General features: G+C 45.8%; 25 protein-coding genes. 8 read left to right on the forward strand and 17 right to left on the reverse strand.

Features of this window, described 5'->3' with window-relative positions; all coding sequences use genetic code 11:
- Positions 1-31: 31 nt before the first annotated feature.
- On the reverse strand, positions 32-1645 hold the full coding sequence (locus AABA11_RS14925) for a methyl-accepting chemotaxis protein (protein WP_338269168.1): 1614 nt from the start codon (positions 1643-1645) through the stop codon (positions 32-34).
- A 267-nt stretch (positions 1646-1912) separates the two neighbouring features.
- Here AABA11_RS14925 and AABA11_RS14930 point away from each other — a divergent pair, with 267 nt between their 5' ends.
- The gene (locus AABA11_RS14930) at positions 1913-3235 is read left to right on the forward strand and encodes a DUF2868 domain-containing protein (protein WP_338269169.1); all 1323 of its coding nucleotides are present in this window, start codon (positions 1913-1915) and stop codon (positions 3233-3235) included.
- Positions 3236-3238: 3 nt separating this feature from the next.
- Positions 3239-4597 (forward strand): DUF3482 domain-containing protein, encoded by a 1359-nt coding sequence (locus tag AABA11_RS14935; RefSeq protein WP_338269170.1) that lies wholly within the window; start codon positions 3239-3241, stop codon positions 4595-4597.
- 24 nt (positions 4598-4621) lie between these two features.
- Here AABA11_RS14935 and AABA11_RS14940 read toward each other — a convergent pair whose 3' ends face one another.
- The 4 genes from AABA11_RS14940 to AABA11_RS14955 form a co-directional block, all read right to left on the reverse strand.
- Entirely contained in the window at positions 4622-5341 is a 720-nt protein-coding gene (locus AABA11_RS14940; protein WP_338269171.1) for a 1-acylglycerol-3-phosphate O-acyltransferase, read from the reverse strand.
- Between the two features lie 51 nt (positions 5342-5392).
- The gene (locus tag AABA11_RS14945; protein WP_338269173.1) at positions 5393-7699 is read right to left on the reverse strand and encodes a putative bifunctional diguanylate cyclase/phosphodiesterase; all 2307 of its coding nucleotides are present in this window, start codon (positions 7697-7699) and stop codon (positions 5393-5395) included.
- 298 nt (positions 7700-7997) lie between these two features.
- Entirely contained in the window at positions 7998-8981 is a 984-nt protein-coding gene (gene rlmF / locus AABA11_RS14950) for a 23S rRNA (adenine(1618)-N(6))-methyltransferase RlmF (protein ID WP_417537608.1), read from the reverse strand.
- Between the two features lie 74 nt (positions 8982-9055).
- The gene (locus AABA11_RS14955) at positions 9056-9988 is read right to left on the reverse strand and encodes a LysR family transcriptional regulator (protein ID WP_338269176.1); all 933 of its coding nucleotides are present in this window, start codon (positions 9986-9988) and stop codon (positions 9056-9058) included.
- A gap of 114 nt (positions 9989-10102) precedes the next feature.
- On the opposite strand from AABA11_RS14955, the gene AABA11_RS14960 reads away from it, so the two are divergent.
- The gene (locus tag AABA11_RS14960) at positions 10103-11068 is read left to right on the forward strand and encodes a DMT family transporter (RefSeq protein ID WP_338269178.1); all 966 of its coding nucleotides are present in this window, start codon (positions 10103-10105) and stop codon (positions 11066-11068) included.
- Positions 11069-11083: 15 nt separating this feature from the next.
- Here AABA11_RS14960 and AABA11_RS14965 read toward each other — a convergent pair whose 3' ends face one another.
- The 10 genes from AABA11_RS14965 to AABA11_RS15010 form a co-directional block, all read right to left on the reverse strand.
- Complete coding sequence (locus AABA11_RS14965) at positions 11084-11434, reverse strand: DUF6164 family protein (protein ID WP_265727621.1); 351 nt, start codon at positions 11432-11434, stop codon at positions 11084-11086.
- A gap of 89 nt (positions 11435-11523) precedes the next feature.
- Positions 11524-13086: an EAL domain-containing protein gene (locus tag AABA11_RS14970; protein ID WP_338269182.1), complete on the reverse strand. Its 1563-nt coding sequence runs from the start codon at positions 13084-13086 to the stop codon at positions 11524-11526.
- A 294-nt stretch (positions 13087-13380) separates the two neighbouring features.
- A complete protein-coding gene (locus tag AABA11_RS14975; RefSeq protein ID WP_265727623.1) occupies positions 13381-13926 on the reverse strand; it encodes a DUF3833 domain-containing protein in 546 nt (181 codons plus the stop codon).
- Positions 13927-13957: 31 nt separating this feature from the next.
- On the reverse strand, positions 13958-14668 hold the full coding sequence (locus tag AABA11_RS14980) for a hypothetical protein (RefSeq protein ID WP_338269184.1): 711 nt from the start codon (positions 14666-14668) through the stop codon (positions 13958-13960).
- A 1-nt stretch (position 14669) separates the two neighbouring features.
- Entirely contained in the window at positions 14670-15206 is a 537-nt protein-coding gene (locus AABA11_RS14985; RefSeq protein WP_338269186.1) for a DUF2878 domain-containing protein, read from the reverse strand.
- A gap of 14 nt (positions 15207-15220) precedes the next feature.
- Positions 15221-16486, reverse strand: coding sequence for an SAM-dependent methyltransferase (locus tag AABA11_RS14990; RefSeq protein ID WP_265727627.1), 1266 nt, complete (start codon positions 16484-16486; stop codon positions 15221-15223).
- 47 nt (positions 16487-16533) lie between these two features.
- The gene (locus AABA11_RS14995) at positions 16534-17313 is read right to left on the reverse strand and encodes a DUF1365 domain-containing protein (RefSeq protein WP_338269188.1); all 780 of its coding nucleotides are present in this window, start codon (positions 17311-17313) and stop codon (positions 16534-16536) included.
- Positions 17307-18557, reverse strand: coding sequence for an NAD(P)/FAD-dependent oxidoreductase (locus AABA11_RS15000; protein ID WP_338269190.1), 1251 nt, complete (start codon positions 18555-18557; stop codon positions 17307-17309). Before AABA11_RS15000 ends, AABA11_RS14995 begins: the two co-directional genes overlap by 7 nt.
- 22 nt (positions 18558-18579) lie before the next feature.
- Positions 18580-19344 (reverse strand): SDR family NAD(P)-dependent oxidoreductase, encoded by a 765-nt coding sequence (locus AABA11_RS15005; protein WP_338269192.1) that lies wholly within the window; start codon positions 19342-19344, stop codon positions 18580-18582.
- 15 nt (positions 19345-19359) lie between these two features.
- Positions 19360-19788 (reverse strand): nuclear transport factor 2 family protein, encoded by a 429-nt coding sequence (locus tag AABA11_RS15010; protein WP_338269194.1) that lies wholly within the window; start codon positions 19786-19788, stop codon positions 19360-19362.
- 196 nt (positions 19789-19984) lie between these two features.
- On the opposite strand from AABA11_RS15010, the gene AABA11_RS15015 reads away from it, so the two are divergent.
- From AABA11_RS15015 to AABA11_RS15025, 3 genes are all read left to right on the forward strand, one after another.
- Positions 19985-20560: a sigma-70 family RNA polymerase sigma factor gene (locus tag AABA11_RS15015; RefSeq protein WP_265727632.1), complete on the forward strand. Its 576-nt coding sequence runs from the start codon at positions 19985-19987 to the stop codon at positions 20558-20560.
- Positions 20561-20565: 5 nt separating this feature from the next.
- Complete coding sequence (locus tag AABA11_RS15020) at positions 20566-21261, forward strand: ChrR family anti-sigma-E factor (protein ID WP_338269197.1); 696 nt, start codon at positions 20566-20568, stop codon at positions 21259-21261.
- A 130-nt stretch (positions 21262-21391) separates the two neighbouring features.
- The gene (locus tag AABA11_RS15025) at positions 21392-21574 is read left to right on the forward strand and encodes a hypothetical protein (RefSeq protein WP_024025667.1); all 183 of its coding nucleotides are present in this window, start codon (positions 21392-21394) and stop codon (positions 21572-21574) included.
- An 84-nt stretch (positions 21575-21658) separates the two neighbouring features.
- Here the strand turns inward: AABA11_RS15025 and AABA11_RS15030 are convergent, their stop codons facing one another.
- The gene (locus AABA11_RS15030) at positions 21659-22501 is read right to left on the reverse strand and encodes a MurR/RpiR family transcriptional regulator (RefSeq protein WP_148830836.1); all 843 of its coding nucleotides are present in this window, start codon (positions 22499-22501) and stop codon (positions 21659-21661) included.
- 198 nt (positions 22502-22699) lie between these two features.
- Between AABA11_RS15030 and AABA11_RS15035 the strand changes: the two genes are divergently transcribed.
- Both AABA11_RS15035 and AABA11_RS15040 read left to right on the forward strand, forming a co-directional pair.
- Positions 22700-22894 carry a hypothetical protein gene (locus AABA11_RS15035; RefSeq protein ID WP_148830835.1) on the forward strand — a complete coding sequence of 65 codons (195 nt, stop codon included), beginning with the start codon at positions 22700-22702 and terminating at the stop codon, positions 22892-22894.
- Positions 22895-22958: 64 nt separating this feature from the next.
- Positions 22959-23993, forward strand: a complete 1035-nt coding sequence (locus tag AABA11_RS15040; protein ID WP_338269207.1) for a LacI family DNA-binding transcriptional regulator — start codon at positions 22959-22961, stop codon at positions 23991-23993.
- Between the two features lie 196 nt (positions 23994-24189).
- Here AABA11_RS15040 and AABA11_RS15045 read toward each other — a convergent pair whose 3' ends face one another.
- Positions 24190-25212 (reverse strand): ABC transporter permease, encoded by a 1023-nt coding sequence (locus tag AABA11_RS15045; protein WP_409371070.1) that lies wholly within the window; start codon positions 25210-25212, stop codon positions 24190-24192.
- Between the last annotated feature and the right edge of the window lie 25 nt (positions 25213-25237).

Genomic DNA, 25237 nt, shown 5'->3' on the forward strand with positions numbered 1-25237 from the left:
GCTGAGCATTACAGGCTTTGGTCTGAGCGAATTAGACTTTAAAGCTGCCTACTTGCTGATCAAGCGATTTGTACAGTTTAGTAATGTCTTGCGCTTGTTGCTGGATCAAGTCGGACACAGACTGCACCGAATCACTTTGTTCTTTTAGTGACACCATGTTTTGGTTGATGTCGTTGGCCACAATGGATTGTTCCTGTGTGGCTTGCGCCGTGTGAGCCGCCATTTCTTGAACCTTACCAAAGGAAGTCTGCAAGCTGGTAAAGATGGTCGTTACTTCGCCAAAGTTATTGACGGTAAACTCAGCATTGTCACGGCTGTTTTGAATCGCTTTAGACGACTCTGCAACGTTGACTTTTAGCTTTTCAATCATCGATTCAATTTCATTTGTACTGTCTTGGGTACGTGTTGCCAATGTACGAACTTCGTCGGCGACAACCGCAAAACCTCGACCTTGTTCACCCGCACGGGCCGCTTCGATGGCTGCGTTCAAGGCCAACAGGTTGGTTTGCTCGGCAATGTTACGAATCACTTCCAATACAGACGCAATACTTTCAGAGCTTTTTTGCAGTTCATCAGAACGACTTAAGGCGAGTTCAATATCAGATACCAATTCCGTCACCGCGTGCTGAGATTTATTCACCGCAGCCATACCGCTTTGCGTTAACGTGTTGGAGTTTTTGGCTTCATCCGCCGTGTCTCGCGCCACTGTCGCCATTTGTTGGTTAGACATGTCCATTTCATGGCCCGCACTGACAATAGAGGCCGATGCGTTTGCTAACCCTGTAGTGATACCAGATGTTTGTGTTGCTGCGTTGTTAAGCTGAACCGTCATTTTGCCCAACGCATCCGATTGCTTGTGTATGCTGCCGATAATGCCACGTAGACGGTTGACGAATTCGTTAAATTCATTCGCAAGATCGCCCAGTTCATCTTTTGTTGAGAATTCAATTTTTTGCGTTAGGTCACCATCGCCTTCGGAAATTTCACGAATACGCTGCCCTAAATAACGCACCTGATGAGACAATGTTTTCGGTGTTTTGTAACTGAACCAAACGGCGATCAATAACCCCACAACCACAATAATAAATGCAAATTGTTTGAAATTTGCGACCTTTTCTTCAATCACTGTTTTTGTTGATGCCGCGTGCTTATTCACTGCCTCACCGGCTTTGTCCAAAATGCCTCTCAACGCAGAAAAATCGGCATTGGATTTTTGCTCAGCCGTGGCAAAATTTGGGGCATTTTTATCCAGCGCCACAAACGCATTCGATGCGTTCAGCCACGTCGTAAAGGCTTTATCAAAATCGCCCAATGACTGGTACACCTTAGGCTCTTTCGATAAATACTGTCTGAACAAATTAAAACGGTCTTTAACTTGTTGAGCATTTTCAAGGCGATCAGCGTCTTCGGATTTAGGATCACCAAAGCCATCCACAATACGTTGTTCAGCCAATTTTGCTTGATACAAGTCACGGTCAGCATTCAGTATGACGGATGTTGCCTTAGCATAAGAATCTGCCTGCACATTCAGTGCGGCGGTCAACTGATTAATAATGTGTCCCATCGAGAGCAAAGCAACGATAAACGTGACGCTCATGACTAAAACGGGCAAAGAACTTTTTACCCTAATGGAATTTAAACGCATGGCTTTGTCTCCTACTACGAACGACCCAATTTATGATTGATTTGGGTATATTAGAGTTAGTTGTGGTAAGTAATCAATTGGGTTTAACAATTACCTACATATATGCAAAGTTTGATAACCTATTAAAACCTTTGCATTGTTACAAATCATAAAGATCTATCGTTTTTCTGCTAACTTATTGTCTTAACATGATTAAAAATTATAGCGCTTTGTAACAGCACCCATTCGCTCATCAAAGCCCATTCACTAAAAGAGTAACGTAATACCATGACCTTCCCGACACAAGGTGCCAAACTTACTCTGGCAGCATGGCTAGAAACACATTCCGATTTTCGGCTGCCTGCCCATGCCAGTGATGTAAAAACCGCGTTAATGACGCTTGATACATCGCCCAGCCCTGTCAGTTATTCGGCACAGTTTGCAACGCTAAAACGCTACTTCAATCGCGCTGTCTTGGTGTTGATGGTGTGCTGTGCATTATTAGGCTTCATGGCCGTGCCTTCGGCCTTCGCCATGAACCAAGCCAATCAGGTCAATATTTTTTGGTTGTTTCTTGTCTTGTTGGGGTTTCATGGGTTGAATGTCATCGTGTGGTTGATCACCATGGTGGCAACGTCAAAACGTCCCTCTGATAGCAAAGGCGTTTTGCTGACACTTTTGATTTTCCTAAACAAAAAGATAAGTAAGTATTCACATTTCAATGACGCCGTTAGCGCGGCTTATCTTCATTGGCAATGCCCTCCCCATTCGAATAAATGGCTCATCAGCAGTTTGTCTCATGGCGCGTGGGGCTGTTATCTGCTGGCAGGATGGGTGATGACATTGCTCTTGCTACTCACCAATCAGGTCAATTTTGCGTGGGAAACTACACTATTGAGTGATGCGGCATTTATTCAGCTTACACAGACCTTGAGTGTCATTCCGCAGTGGTTTGGCATCGCGCTACCAAATCAATTGGATATTTTAGCCAGCCGTGTCGACCTTATTCAACAATCAGCGTCCACCAGACAGCATTGGGCGAATTTTTTACTCGCCAGCATATTGATCTACGGTGTTTTACCTCGACTGATATTCACCCTAATCTGCGTGGCGCTGTATCAAATAACACGCAAAACGCACCCGTTAAGCACGCAAGAACAGATTATCCAGAATCGTTATCGTCAACCAGAACAACAAAGTCGACTTGTGCTTGACGCTGATGCTTATCCTAAAACGCTAGGAACACATAACACCAACGCAAAAAATGATGTTTTATCCGATCAGGCTTTTTCACAACAATGGGCATTGTTTGAGTGGAGCGGAGAAAAGCCGAGTCAATTACAGCCTGTTGGTTCTGCGGTAATGCTCAATAGCAGAGAAGAACAGGCCCGCTTTTTGGCCTCACCCAGTCACGAGGCGATGTTTTTGTTGGTCGATGCCAACCAAAGCCCTGACCGCGGTACTAGGCGATTTTTGAACCAAGCTCGTGCGGTGCATTCCGCACTCACCTTGGTCATTTACCAAGATACTAACAGCCAATTTCACGACGACTGGTATCGCCTTGCGCGAGAGACAAACATACCATCTAACACACTGCCCAAAGAGGAGTAAGCCGTGTCTATTGCCCTTTTAGTCGTTGGTCATGCGAATACAGGAAAAACCTCATTGGTTCGAACCTTGTTGCGCAAACATGACTTCGGACAAGTCAGCAACCAAGCGGGCACAACTCGTCATGTGGAAAGTGTGAAGATAAAAATCGGCCAACATTCGATCATCACCCTCACGGACACCCCAGGCTTTGAAGACTCAGTAGGACTGTGGCAAGCCAGACATTCGGCTCCGTTTAGCGATCATCAAGGCGCAGATTGGCTGCTGCCTTTTTGTGACAGCCCACTGGCACAAAGCGACTTCGAACAAGAAGCTAAAATCCTCAAACAGCTGACCCACACAGACATTATTTTGTATGTCATCGACTTGCGGCAAGCCCCTTTGGGGAAATACTTAGACGAACTCGATCTCTTAGCAAGTGCCAACAAGCCGATCGTCCCAATCCTCAATTTTAGCGCAACCGCAAGCCCACATGCAGACGCATGGCGTAAAGTCTTAGCCGAGCGCCACCTCCACGCGGTCATAAAATACGACACTGTGGCATTTTATTTTGAAGACGAAAAACGCTTATATCAGAGCATTCAAAGCCTCATGCCGGACAAATACGACGCCATCAAACAATTGATTCAATCACGTGAAGACGCCGCTAAACTGCGCCGCAGCATGGCCTGTAACCTGTTGGCCGAATTGATCATCAAAGCCGCCAGCACGCGCCTTGAATGCTCCCATTATCCGCCAGAAGCCGAAGACTCAAATCGTTTTGAAAACAGCATACGCACGCTGGAAAATCACTTCATGGAGCAACTGTTACGTCTTTACGAATTTCGGCAAGAAGACCTGATCGCCACCCCATTAGCCATAAAAAATGACCGCTGGCAGCAGGACATCTTTGCCACAGACACATTAAAAGAATGGGGAATAGACACGGGCACTAGCGCGCTAACAGGTGCAGCCATCGGCGCAGGAATAGATGTGATGTCCGCGGGACTGACGCTGGGAACCGCTACCACTATTGGAGCGTTTCTGGGTGCCACGTGGAAAACCGGACAGCATTACAAAGACACGCTAAAAAGCAAAATTACCAAGCGCCATCATCTGTGTTTGGATAGCGCCACACTCACGCTTTTGAGCGTGCGAGGATTGAGTGCAATCCAGCACTTTCATCAACGAGGTCACGCGGCTCAAGACGCGTTTCAGCTGTCGAATTTGCCTTCTGACTCGGGGCTAGTCGACCGTATTAAACCTTATTGGAAACAAGCACAACAACACCCCGAATGGTCAACGCACGCTTTGCCCGATGAACATCCAAGCAAACTCGGAATAAAGCGCCAGTTCGAAGACGTATTGGATTTGGCCACGACCTAAACTAGCCACACCAGAGCCCCGTCTTTAAGCCCTTGCTAGTTCTTGATCTAAGCGCTGCTTTGTTTGATGCATCAGCGCTTCGCATGATTCGAGCAGTTCAACCACATCGGTTTCCTGCAGCCCCGTTGTGTCGATGGGTGGCAGCATTTCAACAATCACCTTGCCATTGCGCCAACGGTTTAATCCGACTTGATTGTGAGTATTACTACAGACCACAGGAATGATGGGGACGCCCGCTTGCACCGCCGCATGAAAAGCCCCCCGTTTAAAGGGCAACCAACCACGCCCACGGCTGCGAGTCCCTTCAGGAAACATCCAAATAGACAGGCCGGTTTTTTTCATTTTCGTCACAATCTGCTCTATCGTCGCAATTGCTTGCTTACGATTTTCTCGATCAATCAAAAAATTACCACTGAGCCAATACAACACACCAAAAAACGGAATCCAGCGCAGGCTCTTCTTACCAACGGTCACAACGCCTGCTGGCACAACCGATGCTAACGTGAACAAATCGAAATTATTTTGATGGTTGGCGACATACACAGCCTGAGGTACCTGTTTTGCCGCTTCAGAGACTCGACCTTCTACCGACAATCCGAAAAGCGACGCAACGTGTGCGAACACTCGCCCCAAATGGTAGACGCGATTTTTAGATCGTAAGGTAAACAAACAAAATACGATACCAAACACAGTGACACTGATAATTAATAAAGCAAGCAGCGCCATGCGCAGCAAAAACAACATATAGAAAAACCTCACATAGATAGCGTGTAAGATTCGTGGTGACGCATTCGTTTATCGGTTATGAAATGTTTCACGCCATTGAAAAAACTCTTCTGCCACCAAGGGCTTAGAGAAGAAATATCCCTGTATCTTATCACAATGATATTGCCTTAAAAGCGCCACCCCTTCGGCATTCTCGGCACCTTCAGCCGTGACTTGAAAACCAAGACTGTGAGACAAGCCAATCGTTGCGTTGGTGATAAATTCATCGCCTTTGTTGGTATCAATATACTGAATAAACGCACGGTCGATTTTGACTTCATTAACCGGCAATTCACGCAAATAAGAGAGTGACGATTGTCCCGTACCAAAATCATCAATCGCCAAATGCACGCCCATTTCTTGGAGTGCGTTTAGCACCTTGATAACCTTGCTTCTGTCCTTCATCACCGCGCTTTCGGTCACTTCTAACGCCAACGCTCGTACCGGTAGGCCATTTACTTTTAGCGCTTTGGCCACAATGGAAGGCAATCTTTCATCCAACAAATCGAGCGCAGACAAATTCACGGCCACTCGTATCTCATGACCTTTCTTCCACCATTGGCTAAGTTGCGACAACACGGTATTGAGCACCCATTTGGTCAACTGCTGAATGCTGCCCGCGTGCTCTAAAATGGCAATAAACTCGTCCGGTGGCAAAAAGCCCAATTCCGGGTGAATCCACCGAATCAGCGCTTCGGCCTCATGACAGTCATCCGACGCAACACCTACTTTTGGCTGATACACCACGAACAGTTGATTCTTTTCCAGAGCCGATGGCAAATCACGAATGATGGTCAGCTGACGACGATGGCTTTCATCTTGGCCGACTTCATAAAACACACACACATTGCTTTCTTCACGAGCCTTATCGGCCACAATCTCTAAACGACGCATAGCACTGTTTGCGCTCGCGGTAGCGTGCTCGAAAGGAAGTATGCCGATACTGATATCAAGGCGAATATTGGAGCCTTTTTCTACTTCAAATTCGATACTGAATAACTGCTTTAAATCTCGGCAATCCTGCCCCGTGATTTGGCGATCAAATATCACCAAAAATTTATCACCCGACAATCTCGCCAACATGTGTGCATCGTGTCCCCATAATTGAAGACGTTCGGCCACTTTCGATAACATGGCGTTCCCCACGTCAAAGCCGAGCATATTGTTGATGCGTTTGAAATGTCTAACATTGACACTCACCAGCGCACCTTGCTCTTTGGGCAACACGTCATTCAAATACAGCTCGACCGAGCTGTTATTAAACAGCCCCGTTAATTGATCGTGCGATGCCCTGTACGTCAGTTCCTCTTCACGATTAATAATGGAGTCTTGCATGGTTTGCATGGTATTCGATAACACACCAAATTCACCGTCAATCTCTGGCGCTTTGACTTTTTCTTTGTTCACACCCAAACCAATCTGAGTTGCGTAGTCCACCAATCGACCAATCGGACGCGTCATGTTTCGAGCCAAAGCAATACCAAACAACAGCGCCAACGCCAACGCACCAGTAAAAATTAAGATCAACTGATTGCGCGTATAGTTGTAGCTCATCAACCAAGGCCCATAAGGCAGGTGAATTATCCCCCACTGATCTTTCATGCCTAGATCAACGCCTAAAGACAGGTACTTTTCATCGTTCGAAAACACTGGGGATTTTAAGATATTTTGGATGCTGAGGATGTCTTTGAATAACACGTCTTTTTCAGCCGTAGGTAAAGTTGATGCGCCCGATAACATATGAGTGTCACTGGTTTCAAAAACAAAACTGATGTCCAGCCCGGTTACGTTCTTAATTTGCTCTGCTAACGCCTGATCCAGCAAGAAAGCCATGCCGACCCAAGCCACCACATTCGGTGCTTTAATCGGCACCAACACCAACTGATACGCACGGTTGTCCAAGGCTATCATCGTGCTGATCGACGAGCCACCCGAACGACGAGCGGCAAACACTAACTCAGAGACCGTCTCGCTGATATTCAATGGTTGCGTCGCGGTAATCAACTCGCCACGCGGTGACACTAACAGAGAAACGTCGGCGTTAATCCGAGCGCCATGATTCTGCAGAACCGATTGAATCGTCCCTGTTTCCCGGGTCGCCACGGCTTGTTTGAAACCAAAATCTGAGGTCAAAATTTCAACCCCTTTGGTTAATTGCTCAGCACGCGCTTCAAGAAACAAATCAAAGACATTGCGAGATACGTCGATGGAATGCACGCCTTGTTTATAATTGTCTTCTTTTAGTGACGTCAACACGGCCAACGCCGTTCCTAACTGAACCAGCGCAAGCAACACCAAAACAAACATAATCAATCGTGCTTGAAAGCTTTTTAACACCTTAAAACCTCTTAAATGCTAATAACATAGGCGACGCAGCATAAATCCCAAAAACGCAAATAATGTTTAAGAATAATAGGGCTTATAACACTTTTATGCCATCGAACCTAATGTACTTCTTGTTCTATTAAAATTTAGCACGACAATATGCCAATAATTTTGTTTCCAATAGAAGGCGAACAAAACGGATGGCAAAAAGCCATCCTTGGTGAATTTGGTCTGTTTTACTGGGGTGAAATGGGAAAGGGAGTCGTGATCTGAGCTATAAATGGGTATTCAATGCGAACAGGGTGCGCGGCTAACTTTGCCAATAATTGTCTTTCCAGTAATCAATTTGATCGTCACCAAGAAAGCTCCACGCAATAAAGCGACTGATTTTCTGACCTTGCGCCATTTCAATGGTCTTTACTTGGCGTACACCAACTTCTTTTAAGGTGCGATAGATGGCGTCTACATTGCCCTGACGCGCTACCAATGAGGTAAACCAGAAACAACGATCAGCGTATTGCACGCTTTCTTTGACCATACGAGACACAAAACCCGCTTCGCCGCCATCACACCACAACTCTGCCGCGGTGCCACCAAAATTTAATACGGGCTTAGCCGTTTGCGCTGATTTACCTTTCACACCACGCCATTTTCGCTGAGATTCGTCGATCATTGCGGATTCACTGGTATGGAACGGAGGGTTACACAGCGTCAAGTCAAAGCGGTCTTTTTCTTTCCATACGCCGTCAAACAGCTTCGCTGCTTGTGTTTGCAGGCGCACACTGATGGCACCTTTTAAGCAAGCGTTGGATTTCACTATGGTATCGCACGTTGCTACCGCCACCGGATTCACGTCCGAGCCAACAAACTGCCAGCCATATTCTTGATGCCCAATAATCGGGTAGACGCAGTTCGCACCCACACCCACATCCAACACCTTTACCCCTTTTCCACGAGGAATGATGCCTTGGTTACTGTCGGCTAATAAATCAGCAAGATAATGAATGTAATCCGCTCTACCGGGAATCGGCGGACAAAGATAGCCCGGTGGAATATCCCAAAAAGCAACGCCATAGAAGTGACTTAATAAAGCTCGGTTTAACGTTTTCACAGCCTCGGGATTCGCAAAATCGACCGATTCGTTACCGTATTGATTCAGTTGAATAAAACCTGAGAGTTCAGGGCAAGAATCCGCCAACAGAGCAAAGTCATAACGCGCACGATGCGGGTTACGAGGGTGAAGCTCTAGTTTGTTCGGACGTTTGCTTTTCGTATTCTTGCTTTTTAAGACCACTGCCATGCCATTGTTTCAAACCAAAAGACGAGTATAACCGAATAAATGAATTTGGACTAAAGCCTGTACCGCTCTCAATACTCAGGATAAGGAATTAATCGTCGAATCACTTGTTCGCAAATCCCTCTAAACCAAATCACACCAGGATCGTTGCCAATCGACTTCGGCCAGCAGGAATAATACTGAATAAAAGGAAAATCCATCGGTAAATCTTTGATAACCAAACCGAACTGTTGACGAAAGCGTTCTGGTAACAGACCACTGTTGCTCATCAATAACGAGGTGCGCCCGACCGTTTCAAGTGCCGCCAACATATAAGGCGTGCGAAACGCAAAATGTCGTTCGCGGGCACGCTCTCCTAATAAAGCGTCACTGATCACCGGGTTGGAGCCGCCTAAATTCACTAGCACATGTGAATAAGCCAAATAGTCATCCAACGTCAGGCAGTCCTTACTGGCGAGCTCATGATTGGCCGACATCACACAGCGAAATTTTTCACGGCCCAATAGGTTCTTTTCAAAGCGGTTTGGCAACTGAATGTAATCGCTGCATAACGCCAAATCCAGAGAGTGCTCTTCTTGGCTGAGCAAACTGGTTTCGGTCAGCGTGCTGGTTTCAAGCGAGGCAAACGGCGCTTCTCGATAGAAGTGTTCGGCGATCGCAGGCATATAGGCTTGTGCTTGATAATGCGTCGTTTGCACACGAAATGTGCGGTAACTGCTCTGTGGTTGGAACTCAGATTCCGTCCACAATCCCGCCATTTGCTCCAGCATCAGCTTTAATGGCGCTTCTAGCGCTAACGCTTTTGAGGTGGGCACCATGCCTTTTGAGGTGCGAATAAACAAAGGATCATCAAACGCATCCCGCAACCTATTAAGCAGCCGACTCATGGCGGATTGACTCAAGTACAAGCGATCCGCCGCACGCCCAACATTTCGCTCTTCTAGTAAATACAACAGTCCCGTTAGAGATTTCAGGTCTAAATGTTGGAGCGAAGATGGGATCATGACTAAATTCCGCTTTATGCATAATGATTAGACCTATTATGCATTGGCTTTCGCTCACAATGAAAGCCATTATGAAAAATCTCATTATCCTCCTCTTTATGAAAGGGAACCGCCATGCCAACCGCCAGACAGACTTTTTTATACGGCCTATTTTTCAGCTCTATTACCGTCTTATTTTGGGGCATGTTGCCGATTGCGCTCAAATTATCTGGCGGATTTTCTGACCCCATTACGTTAACTTGGCTGAGATTTTCAGTCGCCGCCGTCATTTTAGGCTTATGGCAATGGCAGCGAGGTGTATTGGGTGAATTCAAAGCACTGGCGCGCAAAGACTGGCTACGCTTGTTTGCTGCCGGTACCTTTTTGATCGTCAATTACACCAGTTTTGCTTGGAGTTTAAACTTTTTACTGCCCGGTTCCGCTCAGCTAAGCTTCCAAGTCGCACCTTTGTTTCTTGCATTAGGTGGTATGTTTTTTCTTAAAGAGGTTATCAACTGGCAGCAGTGGTTGTGCTTTGTGGGTATCGGCGTGGGCATGCTGGTGTTCTTCCACCCTATTTTTGCGCAAGGTGGTCAGGGTTCTATTTGGTTTGGCTTTGGTATCGTACAATTGTCTGCGGCCGCATGGTCTATGTACGCGTTACTGCAAAAATCGTTATTTAAGCGTTTAGCACCTTCCAATATTTTATTGGCCATCTATGTTTATGCTTTGGTGGTAATGCTGCCATTTTCAACACCCAGCGCGTTGCTGTCGATGTCAGCGGACGATATATGGATTGCCGCATTCTGTTGTATTAACACTGTGATTGCGTACGGGGCATTTGCTCAAGCTATGCGCTATTGGCAAACCGTGCAAGTCAGTGCTTCGGTCGCTTTGACGCCAGTCATGGCCTTCATTCTTACCGAGCTTTGCGTGGTTTTCGGGTGGTGGACGGACAGCATCAGTTCATCCCATGCGGATATCTTGAGTTTGTTTGGTATGTTAATCGTGGTCGCAAGCGCCATTAACGTGCAATTGATCAGCGCCCGCGTTCAACGCAAAGCCGCTCTGCTGGCTAAGCCCTTAACCGAAGCTGTGTAACCAACCCGTAATGCATCACACCCAAAGGGCGAAAGGTAAGATAGAGATACCCAAGATGAGCAACACGGCTATCAGGGTAAAGAGGGCTTCGGCTGGGTTCTGACGGGCGTGCTGCAGATAACCCAGCACCCACTGCCCAGCACTGATTGGTCGCATGGCTTGTGCTCGGGCGATTTGGTCTTCTCGAATAAGGGCCTGCGCTTTGACGGCCTGCTCCTTGTCTCTGACCCACAGTCCTGCCATGGAGATTTGCCAACGCCCTGCGCTCGTTTCATAAAAGGCAATATCATGATCCGTGAGTAATTGACGGATCTCATCCGCTTCTTCATCTGGAACATACTTAAGCCGAAAAACCAGAGTCGCCATGCGCACACAACCTTTAACCGAAAAATTAAGCGCCCAAGAGTAAGAGAAGCCATCTAAGAATACAATCGTGGATTGCTCTATCGCCTAGATTAAGCCGGGCTCACGTTTCGACAATGTCGTTCCACCCACGCAATCACTTGGTCCTTGGGAAGCGGTTGACTAAAGTAATAGCCTTGAACTTTGTCTACACCTAACGCTTTGACCGCATCCAATTGGTCTTGACGCTCCACGCCTTCGGCAACCAAATCCATCCCTAATTCTTTGGCAAGTTGAGTCACCGAAGTAAGCACTTGTCGTGTAAATGGGTCGTCTATATTGGCAATAAAAATTTGGTCCAGTTTTAACGTGTCGTAAGGGAAACGCCTTAAGAAATCCAATCCTGAATACCCTGTACCAAAGTCATCCACAGATAAACCAACGCCAAGTGCTTTAAGATGTTCAAAACGACTGACCATCAGAGGCAACTCCTGAGCATTTAGTGCGCTGTTCTCAGTCACCTCAAGACCCAACTTGCCCTTCAGTTCTGGATACTCTTCTAAAATCCCAGCCAACGTAGGCGCAAAGTTTTCCTTCAATAGACTAAAGCGATCCACGTTTACCGCGGTGTTTATTCCACTGAGCACTTCTGGATATTCACGATAAAACGCCCCCACTTTGCGTATTACCAGCCACGTAAGTTCGTCCATCATGCCCAGTTGCTCTGCGATGTTCACAATCACCAAGGGCGACACTTGTCCATGATGTGCCGAACGCCAGCGCAACAGAGCTTCCATTTCAGGGGCTTTGCTGGTGCTTAATGACACAATCGGTTGAAAATACACGTCCAGTGTTCCGCTCTTTATGGCTCGTCGGACACAATGGCGCAATGAGCGGCGATAGTACACACTGACCAAATGCCCTGCGTAAAATACAAAGAACAAAACCGCCCACGCGATGACCATAAACGGCACTAAGGTTGGTAAGCGTTGCCAATATAAATTCGAAGGAAAAAATACATCCAATGTCATCGCCCAATCGTCTAATGACACGGTGGTTCTTTTCCATACATCAGAGTCAATGCCGTCTCGATTCGATGACAGTACCTGCCTACCGATGGTGAGCTCATAAAAGTATTCAGGTAACAGCACCGAATCCACCAGCCTAGAAAAACGTTCTGGCGGCGCCAAGCCATTCACCCCGATGCCATTTTCACCTTGATAAAAGGCAAAAAAAGTAGAATCACCCAATGTATTAGAACGCATAAGCGAAACAGTTTTTCGATCGTTGCTACTTTCTATACGAGCCACAATCGTTGAATAAATTGGGATATTCACCATCCCAAAGTTAGAACAGTACACTCTAAAATTATCACCAAATAAACCAAGTTCTTTGAACGTTGGTGAGTTAAACGTCGCACGTCTTAACTGCGTTATATCGTCGTTGTAACAGGCTCCACTGGCGTCATCCGTAATGTGTTTGAGCTCTTCAAAAATGTCGGCCATTTGATCGGTAAGTAATGTTTTTGCTAAGCGTGTTTTACGCTCTAAATCAGTGGACAAATAAACATAAAGGCCCACAACAAACAGCGCTATACTCAAAGCTAAAGACAGGCACGCGTACCAAAGCACAACCTTGTTTTTAGCAGGTAGTAATGCCGTAATACTGTTTAACATGTCGTGGCTTTCCTCCGTACTGATTCATGTAAGCAAACGGCAACCGATGCCATTTCCCCTACTTGCTTCGCGGCGGTCAGTACGTCTAGACCAACACTTAAAACGCGCATAAAAAAAGACCGCCAAGCAGCAGTCTTTCATATATAACATAAACTATATGGTGTTTTCTCGACCTATTGAGAATGACTCACGATAATTTTTACGTGCTATTAGTCAAAATTATAGTAGTGACGAAATTGAGCATTAATACAAAAATAATTCATCACTACTTCTATATTTATTAATAATCTTCAACTAGTTTTTTTGTATCACAATCGATAAATAACCAACCTCGACACCAAACTTAGTCATCACCGACTCATTAATCACCACACCCTCTTTTACCATATACATGCGGTCATCCACATTCACCTCTAACAGATCGCCATCGTAAGGCACTTTCAAAACATACTTCATAAACAAGGCATTTCCCGCCATGTTAATCGCACCAGATCCGACAACATCGTTCGCAGTGGCCGAGTATTCACCACGCTCATTGGGAGTCATAATCCACGTTCTCTCTTGGACTTCACCGTCATCAAAAACAAACCGCTCCGCCAGTACTCCCACACCGCCTTTCCAGCTGCCTTCTAACGTGGCGTTAAAGTAACGAATCACTTCGCCACTGCGGTTTTTCAAAATGCCGTGCGCCGTCAATGACCCGGAAAAAAACTCTTGCAGCTCAAATTTAGGATCGTTCTTCGCATACAAAGACACGTCTGGGGTGGAACAGGCCGTAAGTAATACAGCACACAGTAATAAGGTTAACTTGGTTTTAAAAGCTCGGTATATGCGATTCATAGTCATGATCCTAAGTGCCTAAATAAAAGAATTACAGGTACTGATATTGAATGTCGACTTGTTCGTATTTGCCTTTCGTATCGCAAATATTGGCTCGTCCCGTAAAACGCAGTAACCGTTTATCTTGTGAGTCGTACGCCACGACAATCGGATCGACAGCCATTTTCACCAACCAAGACGTCGGCGTCAGAGAAAAACACAGCGCTCCGTTTTGTGTGCCATCCAAACATGTGGCTTTGCTAACACGAAAACCAAACGTCGTTTGTTTGCTGGGTACCAGATAGTCCACATCCAATTCTTTTCCCGTTACCAACGCTTGCCAATATTGCTTCACAAACTCGTCAAAACCCGCGTCAACGATCATCCCGCCTTCTAACGCGACCGATTCGGTTTCTTCTTTTGCGTCTCGGTTTTCTAGGTAATTGACGGTCAACTGACGGCCCAGTTGTTTAACATCAATGCGTTCACCATTACGTTCATTCAGCTGCAAAAAACTCGGCGTGATTTTTGACTGAGAAAAATCCAGGGTTTTGTGCGCAAATACCTCGCCATTGGGTTCGGAATATTCGACGCTGTATGCGCTGTCATTGATTTGCTGATGTGTTTCTCGATACAACAACTCACCCGTTTTCACACTGTAAGCACTGCCAATAATTTGCGCCATGGCAGTGTTAGCAAAGCCAAGCAGTACGGTCACAGTCAACAAGCCGATTCGCAACAAACACACTCGAAAACACGCCATTTCAACTCTCTCCCGAAGTAGAAAATAAAGTCCATTGTTCACTCAACCAAATGCCCAGGGGCAAGATCAACGACCATATTAAGGCCACCACCAAGGCGCTCAGTAAGGTTGGCTCAGCAAGGGTAATACCGGATAAATTTGCCCCCGCAAGATAACTGAATGTAGGGCCTATGGCGCCCAAAAGTGCGCTCAAAGCATATCGAGAACGCAACATCGCCAAACTGTGAGCAAACAAACTGCCCACACTTATCCAAAGGCACAACAACCAAATCGGGGGCAAGTTGGCCGTCAGAGAAGGTTGAGCAAGCGTCGATGCATGGTTTATTGAAAACAAACCTATCTGAAACAATGCGCCATCGACCAGCAAACCTAACCCTAAAAATACCGCCAACAACCGCCACTCTCGGCGACTGTTCATAAAATAGCGGTCATGCACAAACAGATACACTGCGGTTGCGACCACAGCCCAAATGTTGCCGGCCAACACGCACACAAACCAAATGATTTGAAACAAGATGGCATTCGCCAAACGTTTCATACCATCCGCTCCCATTAGCGTTGCTCGATCGTCAAACGATGGTCTGGCTTGGCGAAAACAAACTGCCCTGTGCTGATTGCGCGTTCTTTAAAACCACCTTCGCAATACGCTAGGTAGAAATCCCACATACGACAAAAAACATCGTCAAAGCCCATGTCGGTGACTTCACGACGGGCGGCATGAAAGCGCGTTCGCCAATCAGCCAGGGTTTTTGCGTAATGCTCGGTAATGTCTTCTAACCCCACGATTTGCATGTCAGTTTTAGAAGCAATCTTATGTGCGATCACTTGATTGGAAGGCAAACAGCCACCAGGAAAAATGTAACGCTGAATAAAATCGACAGAGCGGCGGGCGTAATCATAGCGTTGATCCGCAATCGTTATGGCTTGAATCACCATGACACCATGCGGTTTGAGTAACTGACTGCATTTAGAAAAATAACTGTCGTAGTATTCATGACCTACCGCTTCGATCATTTCGATCGACACCAGTTTGTCGTATTGCCCTTGTAAATCACGGTAATCCTCAAGCAACAAGGTAATTTTGTCTTGTAACCCTTCGGCTTCTACCCGTGCTTTCGCAAACTCATACTGTTCTTTAGAAATCGTCGTTGTCGTCACTTGGCAGCCATAATGCTTCGCCGCATGAATCGCCATACCGCCCCAACCTGTTCCAATTTCCAATAAATGGTCGTTTTCTTTGAGTTGTAGTTTTTGGCAAATACGATCTAATTTATGCACAGACGCTTCTTCTAACGACGCATTGTGTTGTGGGTATACTGCCGCGGAATACATCATGGTGGGATCTAAAAACAAAGAGAAAAAGTCGTTACCTAAGTCGTAATGAGCTGAAATATTTTCCTTTGAACCTTGCTTCGTATTGGCGTTCAGCTTGTGCATGATCTTGGCACCGATACGACTCCATATCGGCCTTTTGGCGTCCATCTTATTGATCAAGTTCAGATTGGCCACCATCAAACGTATCACAGCCACCACATCAGACGACGACCACCAACCTTTCATATAGGCTTCACCCGCCCCAATGCTACTGTTCAAAAACACATCTCGGTAAGTATGAATGTCGTGAACTTGGATATGAGCGATGTACTGGGTATCGTCTTTTGGCTCACCGAAGGAATGGATTTCGCCGTTTTCCTCTACCGTAAGATGACCAACTTCCAATCGGCCCAACATAGTAAACACCATCTTACGGGCTAGATTATCAAACCAAGTTGCTGTGCGATTTTTCACTTTTTGATTACTCATACTGACGGAGTTCATAAAGGTTGGTCTCCTAATGTGTTATATGACTGATTTACAAAGTCGTCTTATTTTGTGGTCGCGCTTGATGAATTCGGGTGAGAATAAAAAGGCACCTTCTTCATCCAAAGCTTAAGAGCTTGCCAATAAATTCCGAACGCCACTTTCATTGTCATTACTGGATAACGAAACAACACGCTCGCCATCGAACGCGACGTTAATGGCATTCGAGTCAGTGACAAGGTGGCGTCGAACACGCATTGCTCACCCTCAATTTCTCTATTCTGCATGTGCACTGCCAGTTTTTGATCCGGAGCATTACTCCGCCAATCATAAAAGTGCGTCATAGGATGAAACGGCGACACATGCATGTCCTTATTAAATTGGATACGTTGCATTGCTTGGCTTGGATCACACTTTAAAACATAGGCCACTTTTTCTTTCCAAGGTGTGTTCGTGACTTCCAAAAGCATGGCCTGCAATTGCTCGTTGTCATCAAAGCAGTAATAAATCGTGATGGGATTAATGATAAAACCGAAATAACGACAATTGGTCAGCATGCGCACCGATCCAGACAGCGTTAATCCCAAGCGATCATTCACCTCGGACAATACAGCCTGCTTGATCGGCAAAGCGTCATCACCGAAGTAATCCTGACGGGAAAATCGCGCAAGCGACCAAGTCTTCATTGACCACCAAGGGCTCATTGCCAACACGTCGTCCAACTCATCCAAATCAAAATACATCATGAAAACACGATATCGAAAGGCATGAGACCGCGGTGAAAACCTACGATGACGTACCATGCCATGATAAACAGCGCTGTGTTTGGGCTCGAAACCTACCATGAGACACCAAGTCCATTTGCCACACGTACGCCACTCCAACAACCATCTTCATGAAAACCATTGCGCCAGTACGCACCACAAAACCAAGTTTTGTTGACGCCATTGATCTCTGCCCAACGGTCCTGAGCCTTTATGCCATCTAAGGTAAAAGTAGGATGAGCATACTGAAAGCGCCCAACTATTTTGTCTTCCGCAATCATGTCTGTTTGATTCAACGTCACAACGTAAGTGGTCTCACTGTCGAAGTGTTGCAGAATATTCATGTTGTAGCTCAACGTTGCCGGCTTTGTTCGGTCTTCACCAAGGTGATAATTCCAGCTCGACCACGCCAACTGTTTCTTTGGTAAAAGTCGAGTATCGGTGTGCAACACCACGTCGTTATTACGATACGGAATGGCGGACAAAATTGCGTGTTCTTCAGCAGAAGGGTTCGCTAACAAAGCCAACGCCTCGTCGCTATGACAAGCAAAGACCACCTGATCAAATGTTTGCTGTGAACCGTCCGCAAAATCAATCAACACTTCACTGTCCAAACGATGCACTTTGGCTATGTCCGCACCAAGCTGAATTCTGTCATTAAACTTCGCCACCAAAGGGGATAAATAAGCCGATGAACCGCCCTCGATGACTCGCCATTGTGGGCGATCATTCACACTCAATAATCCATGATTTTTAAAGAATCGGACAAAAAACACCAAGGGAAATTCCATCATTTCATCCAGTGTCGACGACCAAATCGCGCTGCCCATCGGGATCAAATAATGGCTGGCGAAACGGCTTCCATAGCCCTTTTCTTTTAGGTATTCGCCCAATGTGACGCCTTCTTTTAACTCTCCGCTTTCTAGGTCTTGGATGGCTTCTTTATTGAAACGTAGAATGTCTTTTAACATTCCTATGAATGAGACATTTAACAAATTACGACGTTGTGCAAACAAGGTGTTTAGGTTATTTCCACCGTATTCCAACCCTGTGCGCTGACAACTCACACTAAAGCTCATTTCTGTCGCTTTGGATTTCACGCCCAATTCGTCCATCAGACGAATGAAGTTCGGGTAAGTCCAGTCATTAAAAACAATAAAGCCAGTGTCGATCGCTCTCACACTGCCCGCTTCAGGAACCTCCACCGTCGCCGTATGACCGCCGATTCGTTTAGCCGACTCAAACACGGTCACATCATGTTCTTTCTGCAATAAATACGCACTGGTCAAACCAGAAATCCCAGACCCTATGATGGCTATCTTCACTTACTGACTCCTTAAAAAATAATTATTGGCCGTTTGGCTTAGGGGCAAGTTTGGCAAGCCACCATTTAGGAAAATGTCGTCCAGCCCACAAAATGGCGGACAAGCGTTTTGGAAAAGCGTACTCAAATGGTCGAGAATCTAAGGCCGAAAACATCCGCTTTGCGGCCTCATCAGCAGACATAAGAAACGGCATATCAAAGGTGTTTTTCTGAGTAAGAGGCGTATCCACAAAACCCGGCATTAAGCAGGTCACATCAATATTGAAAGGTTTTAAATCCATCCTTAAGGACGATAAGAAATACCGCACGGCCGCTTTGCTGGCGCCATAGGCTTCCGCCTGAGGAAACGCCGCTTGCACCGCCTGCGAGCTGACACCGACCAAATGCGGACGCGCCGCTTTTTTCAACAAAGGCAAACACGTTTCCACGCTGTTTACCAAACCAATAAAATTCACCGACATGATGCGATCCATCATTTTCCAATCTGGGTCCGTGTCCGACATGTCTAAATATTCACACGTTCCAGCGTTAAGCAACGCACAATCCAGCACATCAGTATGCGCCATCAGCGCCGCTTGCACCTCGCTGACTTGGCTTGCATCGGCAATATCAAAAGGAATGAAATGAAGTTGTTCATGTTGACTGAGCAAAGGCGTCAGACCACCTTGCCCTCTTGCGCTGGCTAATACCTTCCAACCGGCATCCAAAAACTGCTTGGTGAGTGCCAAGCCAATGCCTGAGCTGGCTCCCGTAATCCACACCACGCCTTGATTCTTTGTACGATTCATCAGAGTCTCCTTACGTTACTTCGCTAGACGCTTTTTTAATCCCTTTACGAAGAACCCCAACAAAGGAACATGTTCGTATATTAGCTGCCCTAAATCATACACATCCTCGTGGAAGTAGATACGCTCGTTGAATTGCACCTGGCTAATCCCACGCACTGTGATGGTTTCATTGCCTAATTTAGGGTGTTTAAAGTGCATGTTCCATTTAATGTACGCCGTGTTTTCGGACACAGTCTGATCTAAATATTCAAAACGACCGCTGTGAACGTTTACGCACATTTCTGATAAATACGCATGCAGCGCTTCACTGCCACGCAGCTCATGGACGGGATCTCTAAACAAAACATCCTCCGTGTACACATCGTCAATTTTGTCCAGCTGAGGATGCTTCACATCGAGATAGAATGCTTTAAAGCGCTCTATTAACAAAGAACTGGGATCCATCGTAGCGTCCACCATATTCATCACTTACCTTGGCTGTTACCTTTTCAGGCGATTCGTTATGTGAATTAAACGCACACAAAAGTATTTCGGATCATTCTTTTTTAATCCTTTAAAGTGATCCACACTAACATTGCCTGCGTAAATAAAGTATTACGCCAATACAGCGTCGACACAGCCGTCAGTTCTGGAGCCTTAAATGGAACGCGCAACCCCATTAGATTATGACGAAACACGAGTAGCAGACATGTTCGCTGTCGCTCAAGCGAGAGACCAAGCGGCTCTTGCTCGCCTATTTGACTATTACGTCCCCAAGGTAAGGTCATTTTGCTTAGCGGCTCAGCCGGGTGCCAACTTAATGGCCGACGACATTGCCCAAGAAGTGATGATCCGCATTTGGAACAAAGCACACACATACAAGCCAGAGTCAGCGTCACTCAATACGTGGGTGTTCACTTTAGCTCGAAATGCTCGTATTGATTATTTGCGCAAAAACAGCCGACATCAATCGGATATCGATCCGGAATTCCTATGGCAAAACGTGGTCGACGAAAACGCGGATCCATTTAAAGACGCTCAACAAAAGCGCGATCAAGAGCGGATTCAACAAGGTTTAGACAAACTGCCCGCGGACCAAAAGCAGGTGTTGGCAAAAGTCTATTTGGAAGGCAAAACGCACAAGGAAGCGGCGGAAGAGCTCTCTCTTCCTCTTGGCACAATAAAGTCAAGAGTCCGCTTAGCTTTGCACAAACTCACTATTTACGTTAAGAGGTAGTATCGATGATTCACTACCATCCATCGATTGAAACACTAACCGACTACGCGGCCGGTTCCTTACCACTGACCCATGCCTTGTGCGTGTCCACGCACATCGAGCATTGTCACGAATGCCAACAACAAATCCGCAAGCTAGAAATGCTCGGATCGCATCTGTTTGACCAAACCAAACTCGAAAGCCGCCGCCTTAACAGTTTAAAGGACAGTTTTTTTGAAAAATTGGCCGAACAGCCCACTCAAGAAAGTGACGAAACAAGGTCACCGAAAGAATCAAAAAACACCAGTTGGGAAGCGCAATACGCCGTACCAAACAGCCTACGTCAGTTTATTAAACAAGGCTATGACGAACTGAATTGGATGCGTTTGTCACCGTCGTTTAAAATTGCCACGCTTTACAATGAAGAGGGCGGAGCACAAGTCGCGCTGACCCGAGTTAAAGCGGGAGCACACATGCCCACGCACACTCATACCGGTGACGAAATCACCTTGGTACTTGAAGGTGCGTTCTCTGACGAATCGGGAGTGTATCGACAAGGCGATTTTATTAACCGTGATGCGAGTCACAAACATAAGCCCATTGTCACCAAAGACGCCGAATGCATTTGCTTAACCGTACTAGACGCTCCGATTGAGTTTACCGGCTGGTTAGCACGATTGCTCAACCCAATCATTCGTCGATATCACCCTCATTCACACTGAGAAAAAGCCCATGGCCACCGTCTGCAGCGTAAACGATAGACACACGATTGCAGACGTTAGCCAATAACAAGCAAATTTTATGAAATTCTGGTATAGTCCTTGCTCAATCTAAAAACAAGGACTATTTATCATGGCAACTAAGAAGAAACAGCCGGCAGCTTCGGAAACTTCGGAATCCATAGAAAAGCAAATGCAAGAGTTTCTTGCTCGCGGTGGACAGATAGATAAAATCGATTCAGGGGTTAGCGGTCAATCACAGCTAACAGGATCACGTCATATTTCCCTAGGAAATAGCAAAACGAAAGCACAATAAGCCTTCGTTTTTTATCGGACCAAGTTCGGTAGGTACACAAAAGATAACGCAGACTTGGCTTCTGAAACTAAGCCCGGAGCCAGTCTAAGCGTTCTTCCTTTCTAATTCATAAGCCAATCCAATCGACAGCGCCTGCGCCAAACACAACGACGAAGACAAAGAACGGAACGAATCGATTTCGGCTTCTTTCACCACAAAACACACAGACGCAATGGATGCTAACGGGCTGATTTGATTATCTGTAATGACAATTAAAGGTACATTTTTCTCTGCTGCGGCTTTGGCGACACTTTGCGTTTCTTCTGCGTATGGATAAAAACTGACAGCGATCAGCACATCATTCTGATCCAAAGAACTGCCTTGTTCTTTGAACATGCCACCCACGCCATCCACCAAATACGCTTTTTGATTAATATGACGTAACGCATAAGCAAAATAACTCGCCACAACAAAAGCGCGCCTTACGCCCACAATATGAGCAGCATGAGCTTGCGATAAAATCTGGATGGCCTTGTCCAGATCCTCTGGAGCGGTTGTCTCCCCCAAATGTCCTAACGCAATCGCATTAGCGTGAGAAAAACGACTCAACAATTGCGCTGGTGACTGATCACTTCCTTCATCACCAAACACTTCTCGTGCCATACGAATTCGATCTTGGTAATTCGGCGCCTCTTCCATCAATTTCTGTTGAAACAGTTTTTGCATTTCACTAAAGCCACTAAAGCCAAACGCGTTCGCAAAACGTACCCATGTGGACGGATGAACGCCTGCGTCTTTAGATAGCACGGCCACCGTACCAAACGCCACATCACTCGGAGCATCAAGAACAAACTCAGCCACTTGACGCAAGCGCTTGCTTAATTTGGGGTAATGCAATTTTATGGTTTCTTTCAAATCGGAGAGGGATTCTGGTGCCGTATCAATCATGACATATTCTCTGTATCAAAGTTCTCTCTAAAACAGCGAATATCAACCATACCGAAAGGTCTGTAGGTTTATCGTGAGAGAAGAAATTATTGCAATTTTGGAATAAAAATTCTAACTTAGTGATTACTAACATGTCTAGTAATCCGACGCTTTAAGAACACAACTTTATACAAAAAATTATCAAATAGGACATTTCCCTTGAACGAAACAGACCGCAAGTTTTTTCAACCTAAATGGCGTCGTGTCGCCGCTACTCTCTTTTGTTTTGCTTGGACATTAGTAGAATGGCTATCTGGTGAACCCTTCTGGGGAATCATTGCTGCAGGCATCAGTTTCTACTGTTTATGGAATTTTTTCTATCAATTTGACGAGAAGAATGACTCAGCAGAATAAAGTGCCATCGTAAACAACCGGCTCAAATAACAATAATATACCCCAGAGTATCAGGCTATTTTCTATGTCAAAAAGACCCACTATTCATGATTTAGCAGAAGCGGCGGGCGTCAGTATCGCCACTGTGGATAGAGTATTGAATAAGCGCTCCAAAGTTCGTGAATCCACCTCACAACGAGTGCTTATCGCGGCGGAAGACATTGGCTACCATGCCACAGGATTACTGAAAAAGCGTGTACGGGAATCTAAGCCATTCAAACGCTTATCTATTTTATTGCAACGCAGCAACGATGAGTTTTACGAAGGGTTAGGTGCCGCTATTCGCTCTGCTTGCTCTCAAGAGACTCAATTTCAATTTGAAGTGAATGTGGTTTTCATGGACGAAGTGACGCCAGAATACATCACAGAGCAAATAATCAAAGAGAGCAAACACGCCGACGGTATTGCCTTGGTCGCGCTTGATGATCATATACTTAATCGACATATTGAACAGCTCACCGCAAACAACACACCTGTTTTTACCATTTTATCCCCCCTGTCGACGAATACCTGTACTGGCCACATTGGCGTGGACAACAGAAAAGCTGGACGAACGGCAGCTTGGGCCATTTCCAGGTTGACAAAAAAGGCAGGGAAAGTGGGCATACTGTTAGGCAGCCACCGCTACCTGAATCAAGACATTGCAGAAATTAGCTTCATCTCTTATTTTCGAGAAATTAAACACTCGTATGAGCTACTTTCTCCACTAACGAATCTGGATGATGATACATTGGCTTATCAAGCAACGAAGACATTGCTGAATAACCACCCTGATGATTTAACCGCCATTTATAGCGCTGGCGGCGGTGTGAAAGGCATTATTAAAGCCCTAAAAGAGGCTGGGAAAAGCAAGCAAACCACGCTAATTTGCAATGAATTAACCTCCTATACTCGCCTTGCCTTAAGCGATGGCACGATCGACATGATCATCGCCACCCCCGTACAAAAACTCGCCTCCCGTTTAGCTGAATTATTTTCAGAGTCCTTTAGCAGTAAAAAATGCCACCCTCTTGCTCCTGTTCAATTAAGCGTCGACCTCCATGTAGCAGAAAACCTATAAATTCAACAATAGGGCTTTATAGGTTATCTATTCAATACTTTATTCAATCCACTTGAACATTCAGCGCGCTCAACGCATTCACTTAAGCAAAACACTTAAAAACTCATTAACACCACGCATAAAAAAGCAGCTCAATGTTAAAAAAACAAAGAGCTGCAACTGGGCGTTCAGATACCCGACAGAGACGATAAATACCTTAAGTGGTTTTCTTACGCTTATTCTGACGCTGCTGATCAATCACTACCGCCACGACAATAATCGCGCCTTTAATGATGTCTTGATAATAAGCATCAATTCGCAAGAAGGTAAAACCAGATAACATCACACCTAAAATAAGTGCACCGATCACCGTACCAGCAATACGACCACGACCACCAGACAAGGACACACCGCCAATAACCGCTGCAGCAATCGCATCCAACTCATACATTAGACCCATGCCCGCTTGCGCTGTTTTAATACGGGCAATCGCAACCATAGCCGCTAAACCAACCAGCAAACCGGCAATGGTGTAGACCTTAATAAGGTGGCGATCAATGTTAATACCAGAAACACGTGCCGCCTGAGGGTTAGCACCAATGGCATAAGTAAATTTACCAAAGCGAGTGTAACGCATCACTACATGAAAAATGATCGCCACGACAATGAAGATAACCACTGGCATCCAACGATCCAACGCATTACCCAACATAGCAAATTCTTTTGTGAAACCAGACACAGGGCTACCATCGGTATACCAGCGTGCCACACCACGTGCTGACACCATCATCCCTAAAGTGGCAATAAACGGTGGAATCTTAGTTTTAGTAATCAACCAGCCATTCACAAAACCCGCCAATGCACCAACGGCCAAACCAACAATTAATGGCACCACAAATGGCAAATCTGTCAAAGTCGGAAACAATACTTTTGGCCAGCTACTTGATTGAGCAAACGTCGCTGCAATCATGGCTGACATGGCCACAACGGAACCGGACGATAAATCGATGCCTCCCGTTATAATGACCATGGTGACCCCGATGGCAATAATGCCAATAACAGAGACCTGCAAAACGATAATTTGGAGGCGACTCATGTTCATCAAAAAGCTTTGACCAACAAAAATCCAACCCAGTATTTCGAACATGATAGAAATACCAATCAAGACCAGTAATATACTGATCTCAGAAGGAATCTTTCTTTTTTTCTTAATACCCTGACTTTCTTTTTCCAAGTTCATGGTGTCATTTAACGTAGTCATAAAA

The sequence above is a fragment of the Marinomonas pontica genome (assembly GCF_036322735.1).
Taxonomy (GTDB): domain Bacteria; phylum Pseudomonadota; class Gammaproteobacteria; order Pseudomonadales; family Marinomonadaceae; genus Marinomonas; species Marinomonas pontica.

What these genes read in the sequence shown, in the direction of transcription:
- AABA11_RS14925 (WP_338269168.1), bottom strand. Translation starts at nt 1,645, where the DNA reads ATGCGTTTAAATTCCATTAGGGTAAAAAGTTCTTTGCCCGTTTTAGTC.
- AABA11_RS14930 (WP_338269169.1), top strand. Translation starts at nt 1,913, where the DNA reads ATGACCTTCCCGACACAAGGTGCCAAACTTACTCTGGCAGCATGGCTA.
- AABA11_RS14940 (WP_338269171.1), bottom strand. Translation starts at nt 5,341, where the DNA reads ATGTTGTTTTTGCTGCGCATGGCGCTGCTTGCTTTATTAATTATCAGT.
- AABA11_RS14955 (WP_338269176.1), bottom strand. Translation starts at nt 9,988, where the DNA reads ATGATCCCATCTTCGCTCCAACATTTAGACCTGAAATCTCTAACGGGA.
- AABA11_RS14960 (WP_338269178.1), top strand. Translation starts at nt 10,103, where the DNA reads ATGCCAACCGCCAGACAGACTTTTTTATACGGCCTATTTTTCAGCTCT.
- AABA11_RS14965 (WP_265727621.1), bottom strand. Translation starts at nt 11,434, where the DNA reads ATGGCGACTCTGGTTTTTCGGCTTAAGTATGTTCCAGATGAAGAAGCG.
- AABA11_RS14970 (WP_338269182.1), bottom strand. Translation starts at nt 13,086, where the DNA reads ATGTTAAACAGTATTACGGCATTACTACCTGCTAAAAACAAGGTTGTG.
- AABA11_RS14975 (WP_265727623.1), bottom strand. Translation starts at nt 13,926, where the DNA reads ATGAATCGCATATACCGAGCTTTTAAAACCAAGTTAACCTTATTACTG.
- AABA11_RS14980 (WP_338269184.1), bottom strand. Translation starts at nt 14,668, where the DNA reads ATGGCGTGTTTTCGAGTGTGTTTGTTGCGAATCGGCTTGTTGACTGTG.
- AABA11_RS14985 (WP_338269186.1), bottom strand. Translation starts at nt 15,206, where the DNA reads ATGAAACGTTTGGCGAATGCCATCTTGTTTCAAATCATTTGGTTTGTG.
- AABA11_RS14990 (WP_265727627.1), bottom strand. Translation starts at nt 16,486, where the DNA reads ATGAACTCCGTCAGTATGAGTAATCAAAAAGTGAAAAATCGCACAGCA.
- AABA11_RS14995 (WP_338269188.1), bottom strand. Translation starts at nt 17,313, where the DNA reads ATGGTAGGTTTCGAGCCCAAACACAGCGCTGTTTATCATGGCATGGTA.
- AABA11_RS15005 (WP_338269192.1), bottom strand. Translation starts at nt 19,344, where the DNA reads ATGAATCGTACAAAGAATCAAGGCGTGGTGTGGATTACGGGAGCCAGC.
- AABA11_RS15010 (WP_338269194.1), bottom strand. Translation starts at nt 19,788, where the DNA reads ATGGATCCCAGTTCTTTGTTAATAGAGCGCTTTAAAGCATTCTATCTC.
- AABA11_RS15015 (WP_265727632.1), top strand. Translation starts at nt 19,985, where the DNA reads ATGGAACGCGCAACCCCATTAGATTATGACGAAACACGAGTAGCAGAC.
- AABA11_RS15020 (WP_338269197.1), top strand. Translation starts at nt 20,566, where the DNA reads ATGATTCACTACCATCCATCGATTGAAACACTAACCGACTACGCGGCC.
- AABA11_RS15025 (WP_024025667.1), top strand. Translation starts at nt 21,392, where the DNA reads ATGGCAACTAAGAAGAAACAGCCGGCAGCTTCGGAAACTTCGGAATCC.
- AABA11_RS15030 (WP_148830836.1), bottom strand. Translation starts at nt 22,501, where the DNA reads ATGATTGATACGGCACCAGAATCCCTCTCCGATTTGAAAGAAACCATA.
- AABA11_RS15040 (WP_338269207.1), top strand. Translation starts at nt 22,959, where the DNA reads ATGTCAAAAAGACCCACTATTCATGATTTAGCAGAAGCGGCGGGCGTC.
- AABA11_RS15045 (WP_409371070.1), bottom strand. Translation starts at nt 25,212, where the DNA reads ATGAACTTGGAAAAAGAAAGTCAGGGTATTAAGAAAAAAAGAAAGATT.